Source organism: Mesorhizobium sp. (assembly GCF_004963255.1).
Lineage (GTDB): Bacteria > Pseudomonadota > Alphaproteobacteria > Rhizobiales > Rhizobiaceae > Mesorhizobium.
On record NZ_SUGA01000015.1, the window covers coordinates 24,274 to 50,540 of the forward strand.

Genomic DNA, 26,267 nt, shown 5'->3' on the forward strand with positions numbered 1-26,267 from the left:
TGACGACCGCCGAACGGCGGCGTCAGGCAGCAGCGGCCGTCCCCTGGATCGCCCTGCCCCAGTCGAGCAGCGGCTTGGCGCGAAGCGTGAAGTCGACGAGATCGTCGACCAGCGCCGGCGAATGGATCGTCGCCGGATCGATGTCGTGCCGGACCACGAAATGCCGGTTGCGCACCGCTTGGGCGAGATCCTCGTCGGCGACGTGCTCGAAACCGCGCGGCGCCCGCTTCAGGCGATCTTCCGCATCGAGTTCCAGCCCGGCCTTCTTGAGCGACGAGACCATGGCGCGGAACGCGGCCGGCTTGGTGACGATCGCCTTGCGCATGGCCTGCAGCAGTTCGGGCGCCGGCTGCCACCAGGCAACTCCGGCGAAGCAGCGCTCGAGCCCGATGTGCACATAGAAGACGCCCTGCTCCATCTTGGTGCCGTCGGGCGAAAGGATCGCCGAGAGATGCCGGTTGTAGGGCCGCTTGTCCTTGGAGAAGCGCACGTCGCGATTGATGCGGAACAGCGACCTCTTGCGGTCGCCGCGCAAGCCGAGCTTGGCTGCTTCGAAGCGCGTGGTGAGCGTCTCGACGAGATCGCAGAACGGCCCATGCAACTCGCTGTCGAAGAGGTCGCGATTCTCTTGGAACCATTCCCGGCTCTGGTGGAAATCGAGCGCCTTCAGGAATGGAATGGCCTTCGGCCCGAACCCCTTGAACGCGCCGGTCATCAGCCGGCCCTGCCGATGCGCTGCAGCCAGGTGTCCTCGTCGATCACCTCGATGCCGAGCTCGCTTGCAACTTTCAGCTTCGAGCCGGCGCCCGGCCCTGCCACCACCAGGTCGGTCTTGGCCGAAACCGAGCCCGCCACCTTGGCGCCGAGCCGCTCGGCCATCGCCTTGGCCTCGGAGCGCGTCATCTTTTCCAGCGTGCCGGTGAACACCACCGTCTTGCCGGAGACTTCACTGCCGGCCGAGATTTCCATGACATAAGGCTTGGGGTGGACTTGCGCGAGCAAGGCATCCAGCACGTCGTCGTTGCGCTCATTGCCGAAGAAGTCGCGCAGCGCATTGATAACCGTGTCGCCGATGCCGTTGATCGACGGGAAGACGCTGTGCGGATCCTCCGCCTTTGCCGTCTCCTTGCCCACGCGGATCAGTTCTTCGATGGTCGAGAACTGACGGGCAAGCACCGCTGCCGTCGTCTCGCCGATATGACGGATGCCGAGCGCGAAGATGAAGCGGTCGAGCTCGGGCTCGCGGCGAGCGTCGATGGCGGCGAAGAGCTTGTCGAGGCCTTCATAGTTGCGCTCCTCGACGCTGCGCACATTCTTGCGTGTCTTGCCCGAGGCTTCCTCGCGCAGCCGCGCCTGCTCCTCGCGCCGCTCGGCCAGAGCCTTGGTGACCGCCGGGCGGCGATCCTTCAGCGTGAAGATGTCGGCGGCGGTCTTCACCAGCCCCGCATTGAAGAAGAGGTCGATGTTTTCCGCGCCGAGGCCCTCAATATCCATCGCGCCGCGCGACACGAAGTGGCGCAGCCCTTCCACCGCCTGCGCGGCGCAGATCAGCTCGCCGGTGCAACGGCGCCGCGAATCCTCCTTGCCGGTCTTCTCGTTGATCTCGCGCGTCGCCGGCGAGCCGCAGACCGGGCAGGTATGCGGAAATTCGTAAGGCACGGCATTGGCCGGCCGCTTGTCGATGACGACGCTGACGATCTGCGGGATGACGTCCCCTGCCCGCTGGATGACCACGGTGTCGCCGATGCGAACGTCGATGCCGTCGCGGATCGGCTGACCGTTGCTGTCGAAGCCCTTGATATAATCCTCATTGTGCAGCGTGACGTTCTCGACCACCACGCCGCCGACCGTGACGGGCGCCAGCCGCGCCACGGGCGCCAGAGTGCCGGTGCGGCCGACCTGGATGTCGATCTTCTCGACCGTCGTCATCGCCTGCTCGGCCGGGAATTTGTGGGCGACCGCCCAGCGCGGCTCGCCGGTGACGAAACCCCAGCGGCGCTGCAGCTCGAGCTGGTCGACCTTATAGACCACGCCGTCTATGTCGTAGCCCAAGGACGAGCGCAATTCCTCGATATGATGGTACTGCGCGATGAGCTCGTCGATCGACTTCGCCCGCACCATCAGCGGGCTAACCTTGAATCCCCACTCCTTGAACTTCTGCACGGAATCGTACTGCGTCGGAGCCGGATCGGCGGTGGTGTAGCCCCAGGCATAGGCGAAGAATTTGAGGTTGCGGCTGGCGGTGACCGACGGGTCCTTCTGGCGCAGCGACCCGGCCGCCGTGTTGCGCGGATTGACGTAATCCTGACCGCCTGTAGCCGCCGAGCGCTGCTTCAGCGCCTCGAATTCGGCATAGGTCATATAGACCTCGCCACGGATTTCGATGACCTCCGGCCAGCCCGAGCCCTGCAACTTCTTCGGGATATCGGCAATCGTCTTCAGATTGGCGGTGATGTCCTCGCCGACTGCGCCGTCGCCACGCGTCGCGCCCTGCACGAACACGCCGTTCTCATAGCGCAGCGAGGCCGACAGGCCGTCGATCTTCGGCTCGGCGGTGAAGGCGATGTCGAGGTCCTTGTCGCGGTCGAAGAAGCGCCGGCCGCGTTCGATGAAATCGGCGACGTCCTCGTCGGTATAGGCCTTGGCGAGGCTGAGCATCGGCACCGCATGACGGACCTTGGCAAAGCCTTCGGCCGGTGGCGCGCCGACCCGGCGCGACGGCGAATCCTCGCGCACGAGATCGGGAAAGCGCTCCTCGATCGCGAGATTGCGCCGCGCCAAGGCGTCATATTCGGCGTCCGAGATCGTCGGGGCGTCCTCGGTGTGGTAGCGCCGGTCGTGCTCGGCGATCTCCGCCGCGAGCCGCTTCAACTCCTCCGCGGCCTCACCCTCGCTCAGCGATTCGACTGGTTTTTCCGACATGAAACGCGGTCCTCGAACAATGCATTTCGCCCAAAAGTGTCGTGCGGTTTTGGGATAACGACATGCATAAAACAACAACCGCCGAGCGCAGCGCGCTTGGCGGCGGGCTACTATAAATCAGGATTCGTTGCGAGGGAGTCGGATTGCGAAGAAATCATTGCTGAACAGCGGGATGCAGCCATCTGCTGACTCAACCTGCAGGCTGGGAGAACCAAAGGATGTGTTGAGATTCAGGTCAGGCCGAGTCGAGAAGGGTGGCTTCCGAGAACCGGAGCGGAGCGTACTTGAAGTACGTGAGCACCGGAAGCGCAGGAAGCCGCCGTTCGCAGACCGGCCTCACCTGAATATCAGCACAGCCTAGGCCGCGGCCGTATTCTCGCGCAGCAGCCGCTCCGCCGCGGCGCGCGCTTCGTCGGTGATGACGGCGCCGGCCAGCATGCGCGCGATCTCCTCCTGGCGCGCGGCGCGGTCCATTTCGGCGATGCCGGTGGCGACACGGTCCTTGCCGCCGGATTTGGAGATCAGGAAATGCGTCGCGGCGCGTGCCGCAACCTGCGGCGCATGCGTGACGGAAAGCACCTGTACGCGCTTCGACAGCCGCGCCAGCCGCTGGCCGATGGCGTCGGCCACCGCGCCGCCGACGCCGGTGTCGATTTCGTCGAAAACCAGGGTGGGCGCCGAGCCGCGATCGGCGAGCGCCACCTTCAGTGCCAAAAGAAAGCGCGAGAGCTCGCCGCCCGAGGCGACCTTCATCATCGGCCCCGGCCTGGTGCCCGGATTGGTCCGCACCCAGAATTCCACCTGGTCGATGCCTTCTTCCATGCGGCTTTCGGCGTCGCTTCCCATCTCGACGATGAACTCGGCCCGTTCGAGCTTCAGCGCCGGCAATTCGGCCATCACCGCCTTGGTCAGCCCCGCAGCCGCCGCCTGGCGCAGCGACGAAAGCTGCGCCGCGGAAACATCGTAGGCCTCGCGCGCCGCGGCTGCCTGCTTTTCCAGCGTGTGCAGCCGCTCCTCGCCGGCATCCAGGTCGGCAAGATCGGCCACCATCGTGTCGCGCAGCTGCGCCAGATCGTCGACCGCGACATTGTGCTTGCGCGAGGCGGCGCGCAGCGCGAAAAGCCGCTCCTCCGCCTTCTCCAGGCGTTGCGGATCATATTCAGTGGCGCGAAGCGCGGCTTCCACGCCCGACTGCGCCGCATCGAGCGAGATCATCGCCTCGTCAAGCGATTTCACCACGTCGTCGAGCAGGCCCGGCGCTTCGCCTGCCTTGCGCTGCAGCCGGCGCAAAAGGCTGGCAAGCTGCGGCAGCGGCGAGGACGGTCCCGACAACACATCCTGCGCGTCATGGATCTCGGCGGCGATCTTCTCGACGCGCATCATCTGCGCGCGCAGTTCCGCAAGCTCCGTCTCCTCGCCCGGCTGCGGGTCGAGTTTGGCAAGCTCGGCGACGGAAGCGCGCAGATAATCGGCCTCGCGCGCCGCCGCCTCGACCTTGGCGCGATGCCGGGAAAGCTCCTGTTCGCAGTTTCGCCAGTAGCGCCAGGCCTCGCCTGTGCCGCGCACGGCGCCCAGATGGCCGCCGAAACTGTCCAGCAATTCGCGATGCGCGCCGGGATCGACCAGCGCGCGCTCGTCATGCTGGCCATGAATCTCGACCAGCGCGCGGCCGACATCGCGCATCAAGGTGACGCTGGAAGGCTGGTCGTTGACGAAGACGCGGGTGCGGCCGTCGGCGGTCTGCACACGGCGCAGGATGATGTCGCCGTCATCCTCGATGTCGTTTTCGGCAAGCAGCGCGCGCGCCGGATGGTTGCGCGGCACGTCGAACACCGCGATGACCTGGCCCTGCGCCGCGCCATGGCGCACGAGCGAGGCGTCGCCGCGCGCGCCGAGCGCCAGCGACAAGGCATCGAGCAGGATGGATTTGCCGGCGCCGGTTTCGCCGGTCAGCACAGAAAGCCCGGGCAGGAAGTCGATGTCCAGCTTCTCGATCAGGACAATATCGCGGATCGACAGTCTGGACAGCATCGCAAGCTTCAGGCGCCGGTGATCATCTTCCCAGCCTTGGAGATCCACGATCCGGCATTCTCGCGCGGCTCAAGCCCGTTGCTCTGCAGGAGCTTGTAGGAATCCTTGTACCACTGGCTGTCCGGATAGTTGGTGCCGAGCACCGCCGCGGCCGTCTGCGCTTCCGAGGTCAGGCCCATGGCATAATAGGACTCGGTCAGGCGCGCGAGCGCCTCTTCGACATGGCGGGTATTGGAATAGGTCTCGACCACGGTGCGGAAACGCTTCACGGCGGCGATGTATTCGCGGCGCTCGAGATAGTAACGGCCGACCTGCATCTCCTTGCCGGCAAGCTGGTCGTTGGCAAAGCGGATCTTGTCCTTGGCGTCGGTGACATATTCGGAGTCCGGCCAACGCGTCACCAGATCCTGCATGGTCTGGATTGTCTGGCGCGCTTCCTTCTGGTCCTGGGTAACATCCTTGATCTGCCGGTAGTAGCTCAAGCCGATGATATATTGCGCGTAGGGCGCGTCGTCGGTCGTCGGATAAAGCGTCAGATAACGCTTCGCGGTGCCGATCGCCTCATCGTATTTGCCGGCGCGATAATCGGCGAAGGCGCCCATCACCATCGATTTCCGGGCGAATTCCGAATAGGGATGCTGGCGGTCGACGGCATCGAATTTCTTGCTCGCCTCGTCGAGGCGGCCGGCATTCATATTGGCCAGACCCTGGTTGTAGAGGACGTCGGCCGGCTCGGTCTGATCGACATAGGTCGCCAGGTTGACGTCCTTCTCGGAGGACATGCAGGCCGAAAGAACAAGCGCGGGAGCAACCACCGACAGCGCCAGCAAAACACCCCGACGCGGCGCTACCGATTGACCAACTCGCGAAAAAAACATGTTTGGATTCCGCCCCTTCGGCGTCGTTTCGGTCCGGGCCGAAGCCATAAACCATTATCCCCTTGCCCGGCAACGCTATGTCCGGCCAATCGCACATTTTTGTGGCGGCCCGGCGCTGCGCCCGAGCTTGTGCAATTTCAGCGATTCGTGATGCAATCGTGCAACACAGCCTGACTACAACGCCAGAAAACGGTTAAAAATCAGATCACCCAAGGTGCGTAGACCGGCCGGCTGACGGCAATCATCTCGGCGACGCGGCCACGCTCGCGGCGCCGGGTCTCGACGATCTCGAAGGCCGTGTGGTCGGAAAGCAGCCGGCGCAACGCGGACGCGTTCATCCGGTGACCGCCGCGATAGGAGCGGAAACAGCCGATGAAGCGCGCGCCGGCCAGCGCCAGATCGCCCATGGCATCGAGGGTCTTGTGGCGGGCGAACTCATTGGGATAGCGCAGCCCGCCGACATTGATGACGCGGTTGTCGTCGCCGATGACCAGTGAGTTTTCCAGCGACGAGCCGAGCGCGTAGCCGGCGGCCCAAAGCCTCTCGACATCCTTCATGAAGCCGAAGGTCCGCGCCCGTGCGATATCGCGGCGGAAGATATCGGGGTTGATGTCGGAGGCGAATTGCTGGCGGCCGATCGCCGGGCTCTCGAAATCGATCTCGACCTCGAATCGCGTGCCGTCATAGGGGCGGAATTCCGCCCAGGACGCGCCGGCTTCCACGCGCACTGGCTTGACCACACGGATATAGCGGCGCTTCACCGCCAGCGTCTCGATGCCCGCGAGGTCGAAGGCTTCGACGAAAGCCATGGCGCTGCCGTCGAGGATCGGGACTTCCGAGCCGTCGATCTCGATGATGAGATTGTCGATGCCGAGGCCGAACACCGTCGCCATCAGATGCTCGACGGTGCCGATATGCGCGCCGGCCGGATCGCCGAGCATGGTGCAAAGATCGGTGGCGCCGACTTCCGCGACCAGGGCGCGAAGCTCACGGGTTTCGCCGCCGTTCGAAAGATGGAAGACGATGCCCGTATCGGCGTCGGCCGGCAGGAAATGAACGGTGACGGTCTTGCCGCTATGGACGCCGATGCCAGTCAGCGTCGCGCGCGATTTCACTGTCGTCTGATAGTCGTGCAAGAGTAACCCCATACGCCCAAAATGCCTGCGTCCGCTCCATCGGCCTTGGGTATCTTGCAGCCAGGTGAACAGTCTGGCGCTCGCATGGAATGCGGCAAAATAAGCAAGAGCACGCGGCTCTGTGTTATCGGCAGGCAGGGCTACTCCCCGAATCCCGGCAAACCGACTTTAGTCCGTGGCGAAGATAGTGGCCCGCCCTGTAGACTCCAAATCACGGTTTCTTACCCCGTGTAACCACGGGATTGCGTCAGAAACAGCTGATAAGCCATTGTTTTCCATGGTTTTTACAAAAACAACAGGCAGACGATTTCTCGTCTGCCTGTTAACAACCGTTATATATCGTTAACGATCGGCGGTGCGCCGTATCGCTCAGTTGGCCTGGCGGCGCAGGAAGGCCGGAATTTCCAGCTGATCATCTTCCTGGACCGTGCGGGCCTGCGGCGTCAGCCGGCCCTGGTCGTCGAGCTGGCCGCGGCGCGGCGCGTAGAGCGCAGGATCCTGGCTGGCGAGGCGGCGCATCTCGGGCGCTGCCTGGCGCAGCTTCGGTTCGCGCGGCTGCGCCGGCTGGAGCCGGGCCGGCTCTTCCTCACGGCGGGTCAGGCCGTTGGTCAGCCGCTTGATCAGCCCCATCGGACCGCTGTTCTCATGGTCCGCCGGGCGGGTCTTGGCTTCGACCTCAGCCCTCACCACCGGCGGGAAATCCTCCACGCGTGGCATACGCTGCGGAGCGGCGGTCACCGGCTGCGGCATCTCGCGCTGCGGTGCGGGCTGCTGCATGACCTGCGGCTGCATCACCGGCTGCGGCTGCGGTTGCGGCTGGGCTGGCGGAGCCTGGAAGATCTTGCTCTGCGGCCGGAAGTCGTCGACCGGCGCGGGGCGCGGCTGCGCCATGGCGGCTGCGTTTGCCTCGGCAAGCTGGATCGCCTCGGCGACCGGATCGACCGCGCGCGGCTCGTAGACCTGCTGCGGAACCGGTGCCGGACGGATTTCAGCGGCCGGAGCCGCCGCCGGACGGGCGGCCGGCTTCTGCGGAGCGCGGATCGAGATCGGCGCCGCGGCGATTTCGGCCGCCGACTTGTCGATGCCGGTGGCAACGACCGACACGCGGATCACGCCCTCCAGTTCCTCGTCGAAGGTGGCGCCCAGGATGATGTTGGCGTCCTGGTCGACCTCCTCGCGGATGCGGGTCGCGGCCTCGTCCACCTCGAACAGCGTGAGATCGCGGCCGCCGGTGATCGAGATCAGCAGGCCCTTGGCGCCCTTCATCGAGGTCTCGTCGAGCAGCGGGTTGGCGATCGCGGCTTCGGCAGCGGCCATCGCGCGCCCCTCGCCCGAAGCTTCGCCGGTGCCCATCATCGCCTTGCCCATCTCGCGCATAACCGAGCGCACGTCGGCGAAGTCGAGATTGATCAGGCCTTCCTTGACCATCAGGTCGGTGATGCAGGCGACGCCCGAATAGAGCACCTGGTCGGCCATGGCGAAGGCATCGGCGAAGGTGGTCTTGTCATTGGCCAGCCGGAACAGGTTCTGGTTGGGGATGACGATCAGGGTGTCGACGCATTTCTGCAGTTCCTCGATGCCCATGTCGGCCGTCTTCATGCGGCGCTGGCCCTCGAAGTGGAACGGCTTGGTGACGACGCCGACGGTGAGGATGCCCTTCTCGCGCGCCGCGCGGGCAACGACCGGGGCGGCGCCCGTGCCGGTACCGCCGCCCATGCCGGCGGTGACGAAGCACATATGGGTGTTGGACAGATGATCGATGATCTCGTCGATGCACTCTTCCGCCGCCGCGCGGCCGACTTCCGGCTGAGAGCCGGCGCCGAGGCCTTCGGTGACATGCGCGCCGAGCTGGATCAGCCGCTCGGCCTTCGACATGGTCAGCGCCTGGGCGTCGGTGTTGGCGACGACAAATTCGACCCCGCGCAGACCGGCGGTGATCATGTTGTTGACGGCATTGCCGCCGCCGCCGCCGACACCGAACACGGTGATGCGGGGCTTGAGCTCGGTGATGTCCGGCTTTTGCAGATTGATGGTCATTGTCTCCGTCCTTTGCCTTTCCCGCCGCCTCGCCGCTGCGGCCGCCTATGGGGCTGTCCCCGTCAAATTAAAAACTGTCTCTCAACCACTGACTCATGCGATGCAGTCTTCCGCCCGTTCCGGTCATCCTGAAACCGGAAAGTCCTTTCGCCGAATGGCTCTCGAAGCTCGCCATCTGCGGGTAGATCATCAGTCCGACCGGGGTCGAGAACGCCGGTCCCTTCGCCGCCTCCGGCAGGCCCGCCACGCCGAGCGGACGGCCGATGCGCACATTGCGCCCGAGAATGCGGCGCGCCGCTTCCGGCAGGCCGGCGAGCTGGCTGGCGCCTCCGGTGAGCACGACGCGTTTTCCCACGGCATTGCCGTAGCCGGACTTGTTCAGCCGATCGCGCAAAAGCTCGAGCGTTTCGTCGATGCGCGCACGGATGATGCGCGTCATCACCGAGCGCGGTATCTGCGACGGCACATCGCCTTCCTCGCCGATCGGCTGGATCGAGACGAGGTCGCGGTCGTCGGCGCTTCCGGGCAGCGCTGAGCCATGCATCACCTTCAGCCGCTCCGCGGCATCGAGCGAGGTCGACAGGCCCTTGGCCATGTCGAGCGTCACATGGTTGCCGCCGATGGCGATGGCGTCGCCATGGATGAACTTGCCTTCCGAGAAGACCGAGATGGTCGTCGTGCCGCCGCCCATGTCGATGCAGGCGGCGCCCATTTCGAGTTCGTCGTCGACCAGCGAGGCAAGCCCGCTGGCATAGGGCGTCGCCACCATGCGCTCGACCGACAGATGCGAGCGGTTAATGCAAAGCTCGAGATTCCGCATCGGCGCCGCGTCGCCCGTCAGCACATGCATGTCGACGCCGAGTGCGTCGCCTACCATGCCGCGCGGGTCGCGCATGCCGCGCTCGCCGTCGAGCGAGAAGCCGACCGGCAGCGAATGGATCACTTCGCGCTCGGCCCTCAGCGCCTGCTTGGCGCCGGCCGCGAGGACGCGCTTGATGTCGACTTCCTCGACCTGATGACCACCGAGATTGATCGTCGCCGAAAAGGCTTCGCTCTTCAGCCGGCCCGCCGTCATGTTGACGATGAGGGAATCGACCGTGAGCCCGGCCATGCGCTCGGCGGCGTCGACGGCAAGCCGGATGGCATGCTCAGCGCGATCGAGGTCCACCACGACGCCGGACTTCACGCCCTGCGATTTCTGGTGGCCGATGCCGATCACCTGGATACGATGCGAGCGTCCGCGCAGAAGCTTGCCGTCCTCGTTGGGCTTGAGCTTCGCCACCACGCAGCAAACCTTGCTGGAGCCGACGTCGAGCACCGTGAGGATGCCCGACCGGCGCGAAGAAGCGTCGCTGCCGCCGCCAAGCCAGCTCATATCTTCGTCCCCGTCTTGCGCTTGGCCAGGTTCTTCGGCTTGTCGCTGAGCGCGGCTTCGCGCTGCGTGGCCGCCTCCGGCGAGAGCTCCACGACCAGCCGGTCGGGGAGCCGCATGTCGACGGCGGCGATGTCGCGCATCAAAAGCCCGTTGTCATGGTCGATCTTGACGAGCTCGGCGATCGCCTGGTCCTCATCGTCTTCCGGGAGCTTGATCGTGATGCCGTTCTCAAGCCTCAGGTCCCAGCGCCGCTCGCCGACACGGATATAACCTTTGACCCGGGCCGCCAGCTCGGGATAGCGCTTGATCTTGTCGAGGAAGGCCGGCGCCATGGCCGGCGCGCCGCTACCGATGATCAACGGCAGCAGCGCCTGCTTGCCGCCCGAGAACGGCGCGATCACCTCGCCGGACCGCTCGATCACCGAAACTGATGCGCCCTGCTGCCAGAGCGCGAAGGGCTCGCGCTCCTCGATGCGCACTTCCAGCGTATGAGGGTAGATCTTGCGCACCGCCGCGCCCTCGACCCAGGGCAGCGTCGCGATGCGCTCGCGCGCAGCCTCGGCATCGAAGCCGATCAGCGAGGTCCAGCCGTCGAGGCCGAGCCGGTCGAGCACATCGATCTCGGATGTCTGACGGTTGCCGACCACCTTGATCTGGTCGACGGCAAAGCCGGTGCGGGCCGTGATGCCCTGCACGACGCTGTCGGAGTAGCCGCCAAGAAAAGCGCCATAGGCGCTGCTCGACGCGATGAGCGCGGCGGAAAGGATCGCCGCCGAAAAGCGCGGCGCCTCATACTCGCCACCGCACAGGCGCGCCAGCACGCGCACCGGCCGGCGAAGCTGACGCGGCAAGACGAAACGGTCGAATGACAGCGGCACGCCGAACAGCGCGGGACCAGCCGCGTTGCCGCCATTACCCTGTCCCCACCTCAACGCAGACACGAAGCGTCCTCCACCATCCAACTCAACAAATCGCCGAACGAGTGTCCCGCTTGCGCGGCGATTTCGGGCACCAGAGACGTCGGCGTCATGCCCGGCTGAGTGTTGACCTCGAGCCAGACAACCTCGCCGTTTTCGGAGTGACGGTCGTCGTAACGGAAGTCCGATCGGGAGACGCCCCGGCAACCAATGGCAAGATGAGCCTTGAGGGCCAGTGTCTGTATTTTTTGGTAAATATTCGGTGAAATTTTAGCAGGGATTTCGTGTTTTGATCCGCCGGGCACGTATTTTGAGTCGTAGTCGTAGAAGGAATGCCCGGTCGGGATGATCTCGCAGACGCCGAGCGCCACATCGCCCATCACCGCGCAGGTCAATTCGCGCCCATGGATGTAGCGCTCAACCATGACGGTCTCGCCATATTGCCATTCGGTTGAGCCGATCACCTGCGGCGGATGCGACTGCCCCTCATGCACGATGACGACACCGAAGCTCGACCCCTCATTGACCGGCTTGACCACATAAGGCGGCTTCATCGGATGCACGTCCTTGATGGCGAAGCGATTGACCACCTTGGATTCCGCGACCGGAATGCCGGCCGCTTTGGCAACCTTCTTGGCCTGTTCCTTGTTCATAGCCAGCGCTGAAGCGAGCACGCCCGAATGGGTGTAGGGAATTGCGAGATATTCGAGAATTCCCTGGATGGTGCCGTCCTCGCCGAACGGGCCATGCAACGCATTGAAGGCGACGTCAGGCTTGAGCTCCGCAAGCACGGACCCGACATCGCGCGAAACATCGACGCGGGTAACCTGATAGCCTTCAGTCTCGAGCGCATCCGCACACGCCTTCCCCGAGGACAGAGACACGGGCCGCTCCGAGGAAAATCCACCGAGGAGAACAGCCACATGCTTCTTCTTCATTTCCCGTCATCCCCTCTCACGCCGGGCCTGCAACCGATATTCCCGCACCGCATTCCCAAGCATTGAGTCCGAGTCTTCCGGCAGGTTGCCCCCCAGACGGAAAACGCGGCTGAACGCGTTGAACGACTCAAATCAGGAAACGCTTCAGGGCAGAGAATCAGAGAGTTGATTCGCTGGCAAGTGCCTATGATTCCGAGAGATTCACTTTCCTCGAAAACAGCCGAGAAAAGTGTGTTGTTGAGTCTTTGCAGCAACGGTTGACGCCGCCGCGAGGTGCGGAAGTTCAAGCATCACATGAACTTCAACAGGCGCTAAAGCAGCTGTCCGAGGAACTCCTGCACCTCATGTCCAGGCCGGAAATTGCCGAGGCGCTTGATTTCCCAATGCAGCCGGATGCCGGAATTCTCGAGCACACGCGCGCGCACCGTCTCGCCAAGATATTCGAGATCATAGCCGGTCGCGGTGCCGGTGTTGATCATGAAGTTGCAATGCATCGGCGACATCTGCGCGCCGCCGATCATCAGCCCGCGGCAGCCGGCCTTGTCGATTTCCTTCCAGGCGGAGGTGCCTTCCGGATTCTTGAAGGTTGAGCCGCCGGTTTTCTCGCGGATCGGTTGCACCGTCTCGCGATGGTTCTGCACCGCATCCATTGCCGCCTTGATCGCCGCCTTGTCTTCCGGAAACCCTTCGAAAATGGCGGAGGTGAAGATCAGTCCGGCGGGCGCGGACGAGTGGCGGTAGGCATAACCCATATCGGCATTGCTGAGCGTGTGGAGATTGCCCTTGCGGTCCAGCGCCGTCACCTCGACGACCCGTTCCCGGGTCTCGACGCCGTTGGCGCCCGCATTCATCCTGAGCGCACCGCCAACGGCGCCGGGGATGCCGTGGTAGAAATGGAAGCCGCCGATGCCGGCTTCATACGCCACGGCCGCGACACGCTTGTCAGGCGTCGCCGCACCGGCTTTGATCGTGGTCGGTCCGGTGGCCTCGGCCTCGCCGAAACCCTTGGCCGAGAGCCTGACGACGAAACCCGGAATGCCGCCGTCTCGCACCAGGAGGTTCGAGCCGACGCCCACCACCATGACCGGCACCTCTTCCGGCACGGCGCGCAGGAAGGCGGCGAGGTCTTCCTCGTCGGCCGGCTGGAACAGCGCCTCCGCCAGGCCGCCGGCGCGGAACCAGGTGATCTTGTCCATCTCGGCGTTCGGCGTGATGCGGCCGCGCAGGCCCGAAAGCTTGTCGCCGAGTTTGTTGATAAGATCCTGGCCGCGCATCATGAGGGCGTCCCGCCAAGTTCCTTGGGCAGCGCGTAAGCCCATTGCGTGATGTTGCCGGCGCCGAGGAAGACGACGAAATCGCCGGGCTTGGCGAGCTCGCGAATGGCTGGCGCGATCGCCGCCGGGCCATCGATATAGCGCGCGTCGCGATGGCCGCCGGAACGGATGCGCGCAACCAGCGCATCGGAGGTCACGCCTTCGATAGGCTCCTCGCCTGCCGCATAGACCGGCGCCACCATCACCGTATCCGCGTCGTTGAAGCAGACGGAGAATTCGTTGAACAGATCGTGCAGCCTGGTGAAGCGATGCGGTTGCGCGATGGCAATCACGCGCCCTTTGGTGGCGCTGCGCGCGGCCTTCAGCACCGCCGCGATCTCCACCGGATGATGGCCGTAATCGTCGAACACCTCGACACCGTTCCACGAGCCGGTGTGTGTGAACCGCCGCTTGACGCCGGCGAAGGACGACAGACCTTTCTTGATCGCTTCATCCGACAGGCCGAGTTCGTGCGCGACCGCGATCGCCGCCGTCGCGTTGGAGACATTATGCTTGCCCGGCATCGGCAGGCGCAGGCCGGTTATCGTCGCGGTCCCGCGCCCCTTGCGGTCGCGGATCACCACGTCGAATTCCGAGGTCGCGCCCAGCATGCGATGGTTGGTAAAGCGAACATCGGCCTGCGCGTTCTCGCCATAGGTGATGACGCGGCGGTCCTCGATGCGGCCGACCAGCGCCTGCACCTCCGGATGGTCCGTGCACATCACGCCGAAGCCGTAGAACGGCACGTTCTCGACGAACTGACGGAAGGCCTCGCGTACCTTGTCGAAGCTGCCATAGTGGTCGAGGTGTTCGGGATCGATATTTGTGACGACGGCGATGTCCGCCGGCAGCTTGAGGAAGGTGCCGTCGCTTTCGTCCGCTTCGACTACCATCCACTCCCCGTCGCCCATCCGCGCGTTGGTGCCATAGGCGTTGATGATGCCGCCATTGATGACGGTCGGGTCGAGCCCGCCGGCTTCGAGCAGCGTCGCCACCATCGAGGTGGTCGTCGTCTTGCCGTGCGTGCCGCCGATGGCGACCGCCTGGCGGAAACGCATCAGCTCGGCCAGCATCTCGGCCCGGCGCACGATCGGCAAAAGCTTCTCGCGCGCGGCCTTGAGCTCGGGGTTGGATTTCTTGATCGCGGTCGAAACGACGACGACTTCGGCATCGCCGAGATTTTCCGCCTTGTGGCCGACGAAGCATTCGATGCCCTTGTCGCGCAGCCGCTGCACATTGGCGCCATCGGCCTGGTCGGAACCCTGCACCTTGTAGCCGAGATTGTGCAGCACCTCGGCGATGCCGCTCATGCCGATGCCGCCAATGCCGATGAAATGCACAAGGCCGATCGTCTGCGGCATCTTCATGCGCGCGTCCTCCTATAGTCCGAAACCGTTTTGCCGGACGCAATAGCCTCTGTCAGATCGGCGAGCAACCGCGCCGCGTTCGGTTTCCCGGCCGAATGGGCAGCGGCGGCCATGGCCACCAGCCGATCCGGGTCCTGCATCAGTGCGCCGACCAGTTGCGCAATCCGCTCCGCCGACAGCGTAGACTGCGGATGGAGCTCGGCGCCGCCGGCTGCGGCAAGGGCCGCGGCATTCGCCGCCTGATCGTGGTCGAGCGCGTGCGGATAGGGAACCAGCAGCGCCGGCCGGCCGATGACCGCGATCTCCGAAACCGTGGAGGCGCCGGAGCGCGACATCACCAGATGCGCCGCCGCCATGCGCGCCGCCATGTCGGTAAAGAAGGGCGAGACCTGGACGTCGACGCCGAGCTCGGCATAAGCCGCCTTCACCCGCGCCACATCCTCCGCGCGCGCCTGCTGGGTGATCACCAGGCGCTTGCGCAGGTCTTGCGGCAACAGCGCGACCGCCGCCGGAACCGCATCGGAAAAGAACTGCGCGCCCTGGCTGCCGCCGAACACCAGCAGGCGGAACGGCTCGCCTTCGTTCGATGCCGCATAGGGCGTCTTCGCTGCCTCGAGCACCTGCGGCCTGACCGGATTGCCGGTGGTTACCGTCTTTGCGCCATTGGCGCTCGCGCCTTCCGGCAGGAAGCCGCCGGCAATCGCGTCGACGCGGCCGGCAAGCGCCTTGTTGGCGCGGCCCATGACGGCGTTCTGCTCGTGGACCAGCGTCGGCACCTTGCGCCTTGTCGCCGCATAGAGCGGCGGCAGCGTCGGATAGCCGCCGAAGCCGACGACCGCCTCCGGCTTGATCCGGGCGATGATCCGGCTTGCTTCGCGCACGCCCTGCCAGATCTTCCAGAAAGCCGAGACCACGGCGACCGGGTTTTTCGAGCCCAGTGTCGCCGACGGGATCGCGTGGATGTCGGCGGCGGGAAACTGTCCGGAATAGCGCTCCGCGCGCCGGTCCGTGGCAAGATGCACCTTCCAGCCGCGTTCGATCAGCTCATGCGCGAGCGCCTCGGCCGGAAACAGGTGTCCGCCCGTTCCGCCGGCTGCAAGCAGGATGACACCCTTCGCCATCCCGCCTCATTCCGCCGGGATTGCGCGCTGCGCGAGGACGAAGCCCATCTGCTTGCGCTTTTCCGGACGCTTGCGCGTCAATGCCAGCACCATGCCCATCGAGACGGCGATGGCGATCTGCGAGGAGCCGCCATAGGAGATGAAGGGCAGCGTCATGCCCTTGGCGGGCATCAGCTGCAGGTTCACGCACATGTTGATGGCCGACTGCAAGCCGAAGATGGTGACAAGACCGCCCACCGCGTAGCGGGTGAAATCGTCATGCTCCTTGAGCGCGATGCTCAGGCCGCGCAGCACGATGAAGGCGAAGATCGACATGATGAAGAAGCACATGATCAGGCCGAACTCCTCGCCCGCGACCGAGAACACGAAGTCGGTATGGGCATCCGGAACGATGCGCTTCACGGTTCCCTCACCCGGCCCGACGCCGAACCAGCTGCCGTTGATCAGCGCCTCGCGCCCCATATCGACCTGAAACGTATCGCCCTCGCCGGTCAGGAACTTGTTGATGCGCAAGGCAACGTGCGGGAACACCGTATAGGCGGCGAACAGGCCGGTCGCACCGGTGATGCCGAGGGCCATGATCCACAGCCACGGCAGGCCGGCCATGAAGAACATAACGCCCCAGGTGCCGGTGACCAGCATGGTCTGGCCAAGATCGGGCTGAGCGACCAGAAGAGAAACCACGAGAACCAGAAGCAAGAGGGCGAACAGGTTGCCGGGGATATCGAGCTGGCGCTTATGCTCGGCAAACAGCCACGCGCAGATGATGACGAAGGCCGGCTTGAGGAACTCGGACGGCTGGATGGACAGGCCGGCGAGCGACACCCAGCGGCGTGCACCCTTCACTTCGACGCCGACGTAGAGCACCGCCACCATCAGCACCAGCATGACACAGATCAGCACCAGCGACATGCGCCTTATCTGCCTCGCTTGCAGGAAGGAGACCGCCAGCATCACGACAAGCGCCGGGATGGTGAAGATGATCTGCCTGGTGGCGAAGTGAAAGCTGCTGAGGCCGATGCGTTCAGCGACCGCCGGGCTGGCGGCGAAGGACAACACGATGCCCAGCCCCATCAGCGACAGGAACGCCGCCAAAAACCAGCGATCGATGGTCCACCACCAGGTGGCGACAGGACTTTTGTCGAGACGGCTTTGCATCAACGTGGCCCTCCGATGGGTTTCACACCATCAATAGCAGTCGCAGCTTGCCTGAAGGCTTCGCCGCGAACTTCGAAATTCTTGAACTGGTCGAAACTGGCGCAGGCCGGCGAAAGCAGCACCACCGCCTCGCCGCCGGCGTCGCTCGCCGCGTCATGGGCGGCATGCTCGACCGCCGCCGCCAGCGTTCCCGATATCTCGTAGGGCACCGCTTCGCCCAGCGTCGCCGCGAAGGCGGGCGCCGCCTCGCCGATCAGATAAGCCTTGGCGATGCGCGGGAAGAAGCCGCGCAGCGGCTCGATGCCGCCCTCCTTGGGCAGGCCGCCGGCGATCCAGTAGATGCGGCTGGGGAAGCTTGACAGCGCGGGTGCAGCCGCGTCGGCGTTGGTCGCCTTGGAATCGTTGACGAACAGCACATGGCCCTTGCGGCCGACCTGTTCCATGCGGTGCGCCAGCCCGGGGAAGCTTTCGAGCCCTGCCTGGATCTCGCCGAGCTCGAGCCCGACCTTGAGGCAGGCGACCACGGCGGCCAGCGCGTTCTGGGCATTGTGCTGGCCGCGCAGCGAGCCGATACCTTCGAGGAAGGCGACGCGGCTGTAGCGGCCATGCACGGCTTCCATCAGATTGGTGCCGTCGGCGAAATAGCCGTCGGTCAGCGGCAGGCGCTTGGAAATGCGGATGACCTGCCGCCCTGCCCGCTCGAGTCGGTCAGCGATCTGGGCGCCCCAGGAATCGTCGACGCCGACGATCGCGGTGTCCGAGCCGGCGACCAGCCTTTCCTTGATCGAGGCGTAATGCGCCATCGTGCCGTGCCGGTCGAGATGATCGGGCGTCAGGTTCAGCAGGATGCCGGCGGTCGGGTTGATCGAGGGCGCGAGGTCGATCTGATAGGAGGAGCACTCCACCACATAGTGCCGCTTCGGTTCGGGCGGATCGAGCGTCATGATGGCGCGGCCGATATTGCCGCCCATTTGCGTGTCACGGCCCGCCGACTTCAATATATGCGCCGTCAGAGCCGTGGTCGTCGACTTGCCGTTGGTGCCTGTGATCGCGATGAAGGGTGCTGCCGGCGCGTCGCTGATGCGCTCGCGGCAGAACAGCTCGATATCGCCGATCACCTCGACGCCGGCGCCGCGCGCCAGCTCCACCGTCCAATGCGGCTTCGGATGCGTCAACGGCACCCCTGGCGACAGCACGAAGGCGGCGAAGCGCGGCCAGTCGGCGGTGCGCAGATCGCCCGTCGCGATGCCCGCGGCCGCTGCCCGGGCGACGCTTTCAGGATTGTCGTCCCAGGCCAGCACCTCGGCGCCGCCCGCGATCAGCGCATGCGCGGTGGCTATCCCCGAGCCGCCGAGCCCGAAGAGCGAAACGCGTTTGCCTGAGAACGAAGCGGCGGGGATCAAGCGGGCTGGTCCTATCTGAGCTTGAGAGTGGAGAGGCCGACCAGCGCCAGGATGACGGCAATGATCCAGAAGCGGATCACCACCTGGCTTTCGGTCCAGCCGAGCTTTTCGAAATGGTGATGGATCGGCGCCATCAGGAAGACGCGCTTGCCGGTCATCTTGAAGTAGCCGACCTGGATGATGACCGAGAAGATCTCGACCACGAACAGGCCGCCGACGATGACCAGCACGATCTCGTGCTTGGTAGCGACGGCGATGGTGCCGATGAGGCCGCCCATCGCCAGCGAGCCGGTGTCGCCCATGAAGATCGCGGCCGGCGGGGCGTTGAACCAGAGGAAGCCGAGCCCGGCGCCGATCACCGCGCCGAGCACGACGGCGAGCTCACCGGTGCCGGGAACGAAATGGATCTGCAGATATTCGGCGAAGACCGCGTTGCCCGAGAGATAGGCGATGACTCCGAAAGACGCCGCCGCGATCATGATCGGCACGATCGCCAGGCCGTCGAGGCCGTCGGTCAGGTTGACCGCATTGCCGGCGCCGACGATGACGAAGCAGGAGAACGGCACGAAGAACCAGCCGAGGTTGATCAGCAACTCCTTGGCGAAGGGGAAGGTCAGGGACGACGAGAACGGCGCCTGGCCATTATGCATGATCACCCACGCGGCGATGGCCGCGATGACGAATTCGATCGCCAGCCTCGCCTTGCCGGAGAAGCCCAGATGCGACTGCTTGGTGACCTTGAGATAGTCGTCATAGAAGCCGATCGAGCCGAAGCCGACGGTGACCAGCAGCACAACCCAGACATAGATGCTGGAAAGATTTGCCCATAAAAGCGACGAACCGATGATGCCTGACAGGATCATCAGCCCACCCATGGTCGGCGTTCCAGCCTTCTTGAAATGCGTCTGCGGGCCATCGGCGCGAATCGGCTGGCCCTTGCCTTGACGCAGGCGCAGCGAATTGATGATCGTCGGCCCGAAAATGAAGACGATCAGCGCTGAGGTGATCAGCGCGCCGCCGGTGCGGAAGGTGATGTAGCGGAAGACGTTGAAGAACGAGATCTTGTCCGCGAAATCGACGAGCAGTGTGAACATGGTCCTTCCGTCCCCCGGAGCCCGACCTAGGCCGGCTTAATGTTTGTGGCTTCCGCCGGAAATTTGCCGAGCAATGCGTCGACCAGCTTTGAAAACCCGATGCCTTTCGACGATTTGACCATCACCACGTCGCCGGGCCTGAGCGCAGCGATCACGATCGGTTTCAGTTCCTCGACGCCTGCCCGGTACTCGGTCTGGACTTCGGCCGGCAAAACCTCGGCCAGCGCCTGCATTTCCGGCCCGCCGAGAAAGACGTTGCGCGTGCCGGTGCCGACGATCAGTTCGGCGAGCGCCGCATGAAGCTTCACCGAATGGCTGCCGAGCTCCAGCATGTCGCCCAGCACCGCGATGCGCCGGCCCTCGCCCGAGACGGGCGTGGCGTTGAGTAGCGCCATCGCCGCCGCCATCGACGCCGGATTGGCGTTGTAGCTCTCGTCGATCAGCGTGATCGGCCCGTCTGGATGGTGCAGGACATGGCGCCGGCCACGCCCGCGTTCGGCCGACAGGTCGGCAAGCGCCGCCGCAACCCTGTCGAGATCGGCGCCGACGAGCTTGGCAGCACCCAGCACGGCCAATACATTCTGCACCATGTGGCGACCGGGAGCCCCGACACGCGCTGCAACATCCTGCTTGCCGATTTTGGCGGTGATGTCTGAGTGATCGGCGGAGAGCTCGCAGCCGGTCAGTCGGAAGGTTGAACGGGCATTCTCGCCGAAGCCGAAGACGTGCTCGACGCCGGCCTCCTTCGCCATCTTCTCAAGCAGCTTCCAGCGCTGGTCGTCACGATTGAGCACCGCGGCGCCGTCGGGCTCCAAGCCCTCGAAGATCTCCGCCTTCGCCCTGGCGATCTCGTCCAGATTCTTGAAGAAGCCGAGATGCGCGGCGGCGATCATCGTCACGATGGCGACATGCGGCCTGACCATCTTGACCAGCGGCCTGATCTCGCCCGGATGGTTCATGCCGATCTCGAAGACCGCGTAGTCGCAATCCTGCGGCATGCGCGCCAGCGTCAGCGGCACGCCCCAATGGTTGTTGAACGACTGCGCCGAGGCGTGCACCTTGCCGACCGCCGACAGCACATGGCGCAGCGCTTCCTTGGTGGTCGTCTTGCCGGCCGAGCCGGTGACGGCAATGATCCGGGCCCTCGAACGCGCCCGGGCCGCGACGCCGAGTTTCTCGAGTGCCGCAAGCACATCTGGAACGACGATCATCGGCGCCGTCAGCCGGCCGAGCGAGGGCAGCTTGCCCTCGGCGACGACCAGCACGGCCGCTCCGGCCTTGACCGCGGCTGTCGCGAAATCATGGCCGTCCATCGCCTCGCCCTTGATGGCGAAGAAGGCGTTTCCCGGCTCCAGGCTGCGGCTGTCGATCGAAATACCGGTGATGCCCGCCGGCAGCGAGCCGATGGGCCTGCCTTCCATGGCTTCGACCAGCGCTTCCGACGTCCACAGCAGGTTCATGCGGCGCGCTCCTTCAGCGCATCGCGCACTTCCTCGTGGTCGGAGAAGTGGAAGGTCTGAGCGCCGATGGTCTGGCCTTCCTCATGCCCCTTGCCGGCGACGATGAGCGTATCGCCGGCGCGCAGCATCGCCACCGCCTCATGGATCGCCTTGCGGCGGTCGCCGATCTCGATAGCGCCGGGCGCCGCGGCGAGGATGGCCGCGCGGATGGTCTCGGGCACTTCCGTGCGGGGATTGTCGTCGGTGACGATGACGATGTCGGCGAGCCGCGTCGCGATCTCGCCCATGATCGGCCTTTTCCCCCGATCGCGGTCGCCGCCGCAGCCGAACACCACGACGACGCGGCCCGTGGTGAAAGGCCGGACCGAGGTCAGCACGTTCTCCAGCGCGTCGGGCTTGTGGGCATAGTCGACATAGACAGGAGCGCCGGCGGCGGTGGCGCCGACGAGGTCGAGCCGGCCGGGCGCACCCTTCAATTTTTCCAGGGCGGCCAAAGCTTTATCCATCGGCGTTCCAGTCGCGATGGCAAGCCCGGCCGAGACCAGCGCGTTGGCGATCTGGAAATCGCCGGCCAAAGGCAGGTCTACTTCGTAGAGCACGGCGTCGGCCACGACCTCGGCGCGCTGGCGATGGCGCTCGTGCTCGACCCGCTTCAGCGTCAGGAAATCGCCATGGCGGCCGACGGTCAGGACGTTGAGACCCGCCGCCTTTGCGGCTTTGATGGTCGGCTCCGACCACGGGTCGTCGGCAAAGACGATCGCGGGCGCGCCCTTCGGCAGCAGCGTGTCGAACAGGCGCAGCTTGGCGCGGTGATAATCCTCGACCGTCGGATGGTAGTCCATGTGGTCGCGGCCGAGATTGGTGAAGGCGCCGGCCGCAAGCTTCACGCCGTCGAGACGACGCTGGTCGAGGCCGTGGCTGGAGGCTTCCATCGAGGCATGGGTCACGCCGGCATCCGCCAGTTCCTTGAGCAACCGGTGCAGCGCCACCGGGTCGGGCGTGGTCAGCGAGCCATATTCGTTGCGGCCGGGCGCCACCACGCCGGTCGTGCCGATCGAGGCGGCGGCGAACCCCGCCTGCTCCCAGATCTGGCGGGTGAAGGCGGCGACGGATGTCTTGCCGGCGGTGCCGGTGACGGCGACCATGGTCTCAGGCTGGCGGCCAAAGAAGCGGGCGGCGGCGAGCGCCAGCGCATGGCGCGGATCATCGACGGCAAGAACCGGGATCGACAGGCCGGACACCGCCGCGCCCTTGCCTGTGACGATTGCGGTGGCACCCCGGCTGGCGGCATCGGCGGCATAGGCGGCGCCATCGGCCTTGCTGCCGGCAAGCGCAAAGAAGACGACGCCGGTCTTGGCCGTGCGGGAATCGGAGGAAAGTCCGGTAACCTCCAGATCGCGGGAAGCTGTTCCCTCGACAGGCAGGATACCGGCTAGATCTTTTAGATGCATTGAGTCCCGTTCACTGCAACAAAATAGCGCGCAGTTGCCGGCGCGCCCCAAGAATCACTGATAGGAAACCAGCGTTGCACCATTTTCATGGCTGAAATCTGGCTTCACGCCAAGCATGGCCGCCGAGCGCCTGATGATATTGCCGGCGATAACCCCCGCATTGTTGGCGGCGACGTCCGTCATCCCCGGCTTTTCCGGATGCGGGGCGTCGGCGATCGTGAACACCAGAAATTGCGGATCGTCCATCGGGAAGGCGGCGACGAAGGTGTTGAAATTCAACTCCTTGGAGTAACGGCCGTTGATGACCTTCTCGGCCGTTCCGGTCTTGCCGCCAACGCGGTAGCCAGGGGCCCTGGCGTTTCTGGCCGAGCCCTTCTCGGCATTGAGCGTATAGAGATAGCGCATGCCTTCGACCGTCTTGTCGCTGACCACTTTCTTGGCCACCGCCATCGCCTCCTGTTCGCTGCGGACCAGGAATGTCGGCTGGATCAGATAGCCCTGCATCAGCGCCGCGCAGCCGACGGCGGCTTGCAGCGGCGTCGTCGACACGCCATGGCCGAAGGCGATGGTGAACGAATTGACCTGTTTCCAGACCTTGGGTTCGGTCGGGCGCGCGACCTCCGGCAGTTCGGTCTGCATCCTGTCGAGGATGCCGAGGCGATGCAGGAATTCGCGGTGCCCCTCGATGCCGACAAGCTCTGCCTCCCTGGCCGAGCCGATGTTGGACGAATAGAGGAACACCTCCGGCAGCGACAGCACGCGGTTCTTGCCGTGGAAATCGTGAATGGCCTGATGGCCGACCCGGATCGGATGCGACGCGTCGAAGCGGCTGTTCATCGTCGCCTTGCCGGAATCGAGCGCCATCGCCGAGGTAAAGCTCTTGAAGGTCGAGCCCATCTCGTAGAGGCCCGCCGACATGCGGTTCAGCCGGTCCTTGTCCTGGGCATTGTAGGGATTGTTCGGGTCGAAGTCCGGCACCGAGGCCATCGCCATCACTTCGCCCGTCTTGATGTTCAGCACGACGGCGCCGGCGCCCATGGCGCGATAGCGCTCCAGCCCGGCGGCGATCTCATCGCGCACCACATGCTGGACGCGCAGATCGATCGAAAGCCTGACCGGCTTGAGGTCCTTGGCGATGGCAAGGCCCGACGCCTGCAGGTCGCTCAGCCCCTGCTCGTCGATATACTTCTCCATGCCAGAGATGCCCTGGTTGTCGATATTGGTCAGGCCGACGATATAGGACGAGGTCTCGCCGCTCGGATAGAAGCGGCGCTTTTCGGTGCGGAAGCCGAGGCCGGGAACGCCCAGCGCCATGATGTCGGCCTGCTGCTTCGGCGTTAGCTGGCGCTGCAGCCAGACGAAGCCGGCGCCGCTCTTGAGCTTGCGGTAGGTCTGCTCGTAGTCGATCTCCGGCAGCACGGTCGACAATTTCTCGATCGCTTCGTCGGCATCGACGATGCGCCGCGGTTCGGCAAACAGCGACGCTGTCTTGATGTCGGTCGCCAGCACCTCGCCGTTACGGTCGACGATATCGGGACGCGACGCGGTGACCCTGCTCTGTGGGCCGTCGGACAGGTCCGGATTCTGCAGGCCGAGATAGACAAGCCGGCCGGCAATCGTCGAATAGAGGGTGAAGAACACCGCCATCGTCATGACGATGCGGGTCCTGGCCTTGCCGCCCGTCGCCTTGCGCGCCGCGTCGACGACGATCGAGCCGTCCTCGGCGGTCTTCTTCCGACGCTTCAGCAGCTCACCGATCCTTGGAAGCCTGCCGATCATTGCACAGTGCTCCCCGTGACGACCGGATCCTTGTCGTCCGCTGGTCCATTGCCGGAACTATCGGCCATGCCGCCAAGCCGCTGCGAGGAGAGGTCCTCGATGGTCACCGGTTTCACCGGAATGTCGTCAAGGCCGCCGATCTGGCGGGCGCCGACCGGTTCGAGCCCGAGCTGGCTCTTGTAGATGTCGGCAAGCTTCTGCAGCCGCGATGGCTGGGTAAGCAGGCTCCAATCCGCCTTGAGGAGATCGATCGTGTCTTCCTCGTAGCGGATCTGTGCCTGGATCTTCTGCACGGCCGCCAGTTGCTCCTCGGCCTCGCGCTTGGTCTTGTAGGTCAGGGCCGCGGCCGAGACCATGACGGCGATCAGGACTATGTCGCTGGTACGAAACACGTGCTCACCTCTCTCCCGGCCGTTCGACGGCGGGAAGCTTTGGAAGGCCGAAGATCGAAAAATCGCCCGCACGCGCCGGGGCATCTGTGCGGATCGCAGCGCGCAGCCTGGCCGAGCGCGCTCGCGGGTTGGCCGCTGTCTCGGCCTCCCCCGGCGTCACACCGCCGCCAGCTTTACGGAAAGTCGGATCGCGCTGGGGTGCGTCTGGCATGTGTCGCGAGCCGCTGGCGGCTTCGGAACGGTCGGCGATGAAGCGCTTGACGATGCGGTCTTCCAGGGAGTGAAAGGTCACCACGGCAAGCCGGCCACCGGGCTTCAGTGCCCGCTCGGCCGCCAGCAGCGCCCTTGCAAGCTCGCCAAGCTCGTCATTGACGAAGATGCGCAACGCCTGGAAGACGCGCGTGGCCGGATGGATCTTGTCCTTCGGCCCTCTCCCGATATGCGTTTCAATGGCGTCGGCGAGATCGAGCGTGCGCTCGAAGGGCTTCTTCTCACGCCGGCTCTCGATCATGCGCGCGATGCGGCCGGCATGGCGCTCCTCGCCGAGAAAGCCCAAGATGCGGGCAAGGTCGCCGGCCTTGAAGGTGTTGACAACGTCGGCGGCGGAAAGCCCCGACCGCGCCATGCGCATGTCGAGCGGCCCATCGGCGCGAAAGGAAAAGCCGCGCTCCGCCTGGTCGAGCTGCATGGAGGAAACACCGATGTCGAGCACCACGCCGTCGGCGCCCTCGACATGTTCGTCCAGCGCCGAGAACGGCGCCTGGACAAGCCTCAGCCGGCCGCCGGCCTGCCGCTCCAGCGCCCTGCCCGCCGCGATCGCATCCGGGTCGCGGTCGATGGCAACGACGGAGGCGCCGCGATCGAGGATCGCGCTGGTGTAGCCGCCGGCGCCGAATGTCCCATCGACGATCGTCTCGCCGGCCTTCGGCGCGAGCGCGTCGAGCACCTCGGCAAGGAGGACCGGAATGTGGCGGGCCGGTCCGCCAACGGCGTGAGGATCATCGCCGTGGCCAGCCATCATTCCGATCGCTCCCCGGGCTTCGTCCCCTGCCGAAGCTGCAAAAGCCTGGCGCGCGCCTGCGCCCCATAGGCGGAAAGCCGTCCCGGCTCCCAGATCTGAAAGAAATTGCCGCGGCCGACAAAGGCCACCTCGTTCGAGATGCCCGTATGCTCGCGGATGAAGTCGCTCATGGTGATGCGGCCATCCTGATCGAGCTTCAGGAACGTCCCGTCGCCGTGGCAGAAGAACGACATGTCGTCCGCCGTCTGCAGAAAGGGATCCTCCAGCGCGATCCGCTGCTCGTAGCGGTCGAGCAGGTCGAGTCCACCGACATCCATGGCCGGCAGGTCCAGGCAGCGCAGCGCGTAAAGCTCCGAATAGCCGCGTTTCTGAACCACCGCGCGGAAATGCGCCGGAACGGAGACCCGCCCCTTCGCATCGATCCTGTTTACCGCGTTTGACAGAAATCGGTCCAATGAACGCTACAGCCGCTTC

The 26,267-nt window shown here is 65.0% G+C and carries 21 protein-coding genes; all 21 read right to left on the reverse strand.

Annotation, left to right across the window (positions count from 1 at the left end):
* Positions 1–22 precede the first annotated feature (22 nt).
* Complete coding sequence (locus tag E5X34_RS17145; RefSeq protein ID WP_292567022.1) at positions 23–715, reverse strand: TIGR02453 family protein; 693 nt, start codon at positions 713–715, stop codon at positions 23–25.
* A complete protein-coding gene (gene ligA / locus E5X34_RS17150) occupies positions 715–2,922 on the reverse strand; it encodes an NAD-dependent DNA ligase LigA (RefSeq protein WP_292567025.1) in 2,208 nt (735 codons plus the stop codon). The genes E5X34_RS17145 and ligA overlap by 1 nt, the downstream gene beginning before the upstream one ends.
* A gap of 357 nt (positions 2,923–3,279) precedes the next feature.
* Positions 3,280–4,953 carry a DNA repair protein RecN gene (gene recN, locus E5X34_RS17155; protein WP_292567027.1) on the reverse strand — a complete coding sequence of 558 codons (1,674 nt, stop codon included), beginning with the start codon at positions 4,951–4,953 and terminating at the stop codon, positions 3,280–3,282.
* Positions 4,954–4,961: 8 nt separating this feature from the next.
* Positions 4,962–5,831 carry an outer membrane protein assembly factor BamD gene (locus E5X34_RS17160; protein ID WP_095815848.1) on the reverse strand — a complete coding sequence of 290 codons (870 nt, stop codon included), beginning with the start codon at positions 5,829–5,831 and terminating at the stop codon, positions 4,962–4,964.
* A 200-nt stretch (positions 5,832–6,031) separates the two neighbouring features.
* On the reverse strand, positions 6,032–6,979 hold the full coding sequence (lpxC, locus tag E5X34_RS17165; protein ID WP_292567030.1) for a UDP-3-O-acyl-N-acetylglucosamine deacetylase: 948 nt from the start codon (positions 6,977–6,979) through the stop codon (positions 6,032–6,034).
* Positions 6,980–7,336: 357 nt separating this feature from the next.
* Positions 7,337–9,004, reverse strand: coding sequence for a cell division protein FtsZ (gene ftsZ / locus E5X34_RS17170; protein ID WP_292567033.1), 1,668 nt, complete (start codon positions 9,002–9,004; stop codon positions 7,337–7,339).
* A 67-nt stretch (positions 9,005–9,071) separates the two neighbouring features.
* Entirely contained in the window at positions 9,072–10,379 is a 1,308-nt protein-coding gene (ftsA, locus tag E5X34_RS17175; RefSeq protein ID WP_292567035.1) for a cell division protein FtsA, read from the reverse strand.
* The gene (locus E5X34_RS17180) at positions 10,376–11,320 is read right to left on the reverse strand and encodes a cell division protein FtsQ/DivIB (protein WP_292567038.1); all 945 of its coding nucleotides are present in this window, start codon (positions 11,318–11,320) and stop codon (positions 10,376–10,378) included. The genes ftsA and E5X34_RS17180 overlap by 4 nt, the downstream gene beginning before the upstream one ends.
* Positions 11,308–12,234 (reverse strand): D-alanine--D-alanine ligase, encoded by a 927-nt coding sequence (locus tag E5X34_RS17185; protein WP_292567041.1) that lies wholly within the window; start codon positions 12,232–12,234, stop codon positions 11,308–11,310. Before E5X34_RS17185 ends, E5X34_RS17180 begins: the two co-directional genes overlap by 13 nt.
* 311 nt (positions 12,235–12,545) lie before the next feature.
* Positions 12,546–13,511, reverse strand: coding sequence for a UDP-N-acetylmuramate dehydrogenase (gene murB, locus E5X34_RS17190; protein ID WP_292567044.1), 966 nt, complete (start codon positions 13,509–13,511; stop codon positions 12,546–12,548).
* Positions 13,508–14,914: a UDP-N-acetylmuramate--L-alanine ligase gene (gene murC / locus E5X34_RS17195; RefSeq protein ID WP_292567047.1), complete on the reverse strand. Its 1,407-nt coding sequence runs from the start codon at positions 14,912–14,914 to the stop codon at positions 13,508–13,510. The genes murB and murC overlap by 4 nt, the downstream gene beginning before the upstream one ends.
* A complete protein-coding gene (murG, locus tag E5X34_RS17200; protein WP_292567050.1) occupies positions 14,911–16,035 on the reverse strand; it encodes an undecaprenyldiphospho-muramoylpentapeptide beta-N-acetylglucosaminyltransferase in 1,125 nt (374 codons plus the stop codon). Before murG ends, murC begins: the two co-directional genes overlap by 4 nt.
* A gap of 6 nt (positions 16,036–16,041) precedes the next feature.
* Positions 16,042–17,193, reverse strand: coding sequence for a putative lipid II flippase FtsW (gene ftsW, locus E5X34_RS17205; protein ID WP_112127195.1), 1,152 nt, complete (start codon positions 17,191–17,193; stop codon positions 16,042–16,044).
* A complete protein-coding gene (murD, locus tag E5X34_RS17210) occupies positions 17,193–18,596 on the reverse strand; it encodes a UDP-N-acetylmuramoyl-L-alanine--D-glutamate ligase (protein WP_292567054.1) in 1,404 nt (467 codons plus the stop codon). Before murD ends, ftsW begins: the two co-directional genes overlap by 1 nt.
* 11 nt (positions 18,597–18,607) lie before the next feature.
* Positions 18,608–19,690 carry a phospho-N-acetylmuramoyl-pentapeptide-transferase gene (gene mraY / locus E5X34_RS17215; RefSeq protein WP_292567057.1) on the reverse strand — a complete coding sequence of 361 codons (1,083 nt, stop codon included), beginning with the start codon at positions 19,688–19,690 and terminating at the stop codon, positions 18,608–18,610.
* Positions 19,691–19,716: 26 nt separating this feature from the next.
* Positions 19,717–21,150 carry a UDP-N-acetylmuramoylalanyl-D-glutamyl-2,6-diaminopimelate--D-alanyl-D-alanine ligase gene (locus tag E5X34_RS17220; RefSeq protein WP_292567060.1) on the reverse strand — a complete coding sequence of 478 codons (1,434 nt, stop codon included), beginning with the start codon at positions 21,148–21,150 and terminating at the stop codon, positions 19,717–19,719.
* Positions 21,147–22,601 (reverse strand): UDP-N-acetylmuramoyl-L-alanyl-D-glutamate--2,6-diaminopimelate ligase, encoded by a 1,455-nt coding sequence (locus E5X34_RS17225; RefSeq protein WP_292567063.1) that lies wholly within the window; start codon positions 22,599–22,601, stop codon positions 21,147–21,149. Before E5X34_RS17225 ends, E5X34_RS17220 begins: the two co-directional genes overlap by 4 nt.
* 54 nt (positions 22,602–22,655) lie before the next feature.
* Positions 22,656–24,380 carry a penicillin-binding protein 2 gene (locus E5X34_RS17230; protein ID WP_292567066.1) on the reverse strand — a complete coding sequence of 575 codons (1,725 nt, stop codon included), beginning with the start codon at positions 24,378–24,380 and terminating at the stop codon, positions 22,656–22,658.
* Positions 24,377–24,772, reverse strand: coding sequence for a hypothetical protein (locus tag E5X34_RS17235; protein ID WP_127306210.1), 396 nt, complete (start codon positions 24,770–24,772; stop codon positions 24,377–24,379). The genes E5X34_RS17230 and E5X34_RS17235 overlap by 4 nt, the downstream gene beginning before the upstream one ends.
* A 4-nt stretch (positions 24,773–24,776) precedes the next feature.
* Complete coding sequence (gene rsmH, locus E5X34_RS17240; protein ID WP_292567070.1) at positions 24,777–25,793, reverse strand: 16S rRNA (cytosine(1402)-N(4))-methyltransferase RsmH; 1,017 nt, start codon at positions 25,791–25,793, stop codon at positions 24,777–24,779.
* Positions 25,790–26,248: a division/cell wall cluster transcriptional repressor MraZ gene (gene mraZ, locus E5X34_RS17245; protein ID WP_127250282.1), complete on the reverse strand. Its 459-nt coding sequence runs from the start codon at positions 26,246–26,248 to the stop codon at positions 25,790–25,792. Before mraZ ends, rsmH begins: the two co-directional genes overlap by 4 nt.
* Between the last annotated feature and the right edge of the window lie 19 nt (positions 26,249–26,267).

What these genes read in the sequence shown, in the direction of transcription:
- E5X34_RS17145 (WP_292567022.1), bottom strand. Translation starts at nt 715, where the DNA reads ATGACCGGCGCGTTCAAGGGGTTCGGGCCGAAGGCCATTCCATTCCTG.
- murC (WP_292567047.1), bottom strand. Translation starts at nt 14,914, where the DNA reads ATGAAGATGCCGCAGACGATCGGCCTTGTGCATTTCATCGGCATTGGC.
- mraY (WP_292567057.1), bottom strand. Translation starts at nt 19,690, where the DNA reads ATGTTCACACTGCTCGTCGATTTCGCGGACAAGATCTCGTTCTTCAAC.
- E5X34_RS17225 (WP_292567063.1), bottom strand. Translation starts at nt 22,601, where the DNA reads ATGCATCTAAAAGATCTAGCCGGTATCCTGCCTGTCGAGGGAACAGCT.
- E5X34_RS17160 (WP_095815848.1), bottom strand. Translation starts at nt 5,831, where the DNA reads ATGTTTTTTTCGCGAGTTGGTCAATCGGTAGCGCCGCGTCGGGGTGTT.
- murB (WP_292567044.1), bottom strand. Translation starts at nt 13,511, where the DNA reads ATGATGCGCGGCCAGGATCTTATCAACAAACTCGGCGACAAGCTTTCG.
- ftsZ (WP_292567033.1), bottom strand. Translation starts at nt 9,004, where the DNA reads ATGACCATCAATCTGCAAAAGCCGGACATCACCGAGCTCAAGCCCCGC.
- E5X34_RS17220 (WP_292567060.1), bottom strand. Translation starts at nt 21,150, where the DNA reads ATGAACCTGCTGTGGACGTCGGAAGCGCTGGTCGAAGCCATGGAAGGC.
- rsmH (WP_292567070.1), bottom strand. Translation starts at nt 25,793, where the DNA reads ATGATGGCTGGCCACGGCGATGATCCTCACGCCGTTGGCGGACCGGCC.
- ligA (WP_292567025.1), bottom strand. Translation starts at nt 2,922, where the DNA reads ATGTCGGAAAAACCAGTCGAATCGCTGAGCGAGGGTGAGGCCGCGGAG.
- E5X34_RS17230 (WP_292567066.1), bottom strand. Translation starts at nt 24,380, where the DNA reads ATGATCGGCAGGCTTCCAAGGATCGGTGAGCTGCTGAAGCGTCGGAAG.
- ftsW (WP_112127195.1), bottom strand. Translation starts at nt 17,193, where the DNA reads ATGCAAAGCCGTCTCGACAAAAGTCCTGTCGCCACCTGGTGGTGGACC.
- ftsA (WP_292567035.1), bottom strand. Translation starts at nt 10,379, where the DNA reads ATGAGCTGGCTTGGCGGCGGCAGCGACGCTTCTTCGCGCCGGTCGGGC.
- lpxC (WP_292567030.1), bottom strand. Translation starts at nt 6,979, where the DNA reads ATGGGGTTACTCTTGCACGACTATCAGACGACAGTGAAATCGCGCGCG.
- E5X34_RS17185 (WP_292567041.1), bottom strand. Translation starts at nt 12,234, where the DNA reads ATGAAGAAGAAGCATGTGGCTGTTCTCCTCGGTGGATTTTCCTCGGAG.
- murG (WP_292567050.1), bottom strand. Translation starts at nt 16,035, where the DNA reads ATGGCGAAGGGTGTCATCCTGCTTGCAGCCGGCGGAACGGGCGGACAC.
- recN (WP_292567027.1), bottom strand. Translation starts at nt 4,953, where the DNA reads ATGCTGTCCAGACTGTCGATCCGCGATATTGTCCTGATCGAGAAGCTG.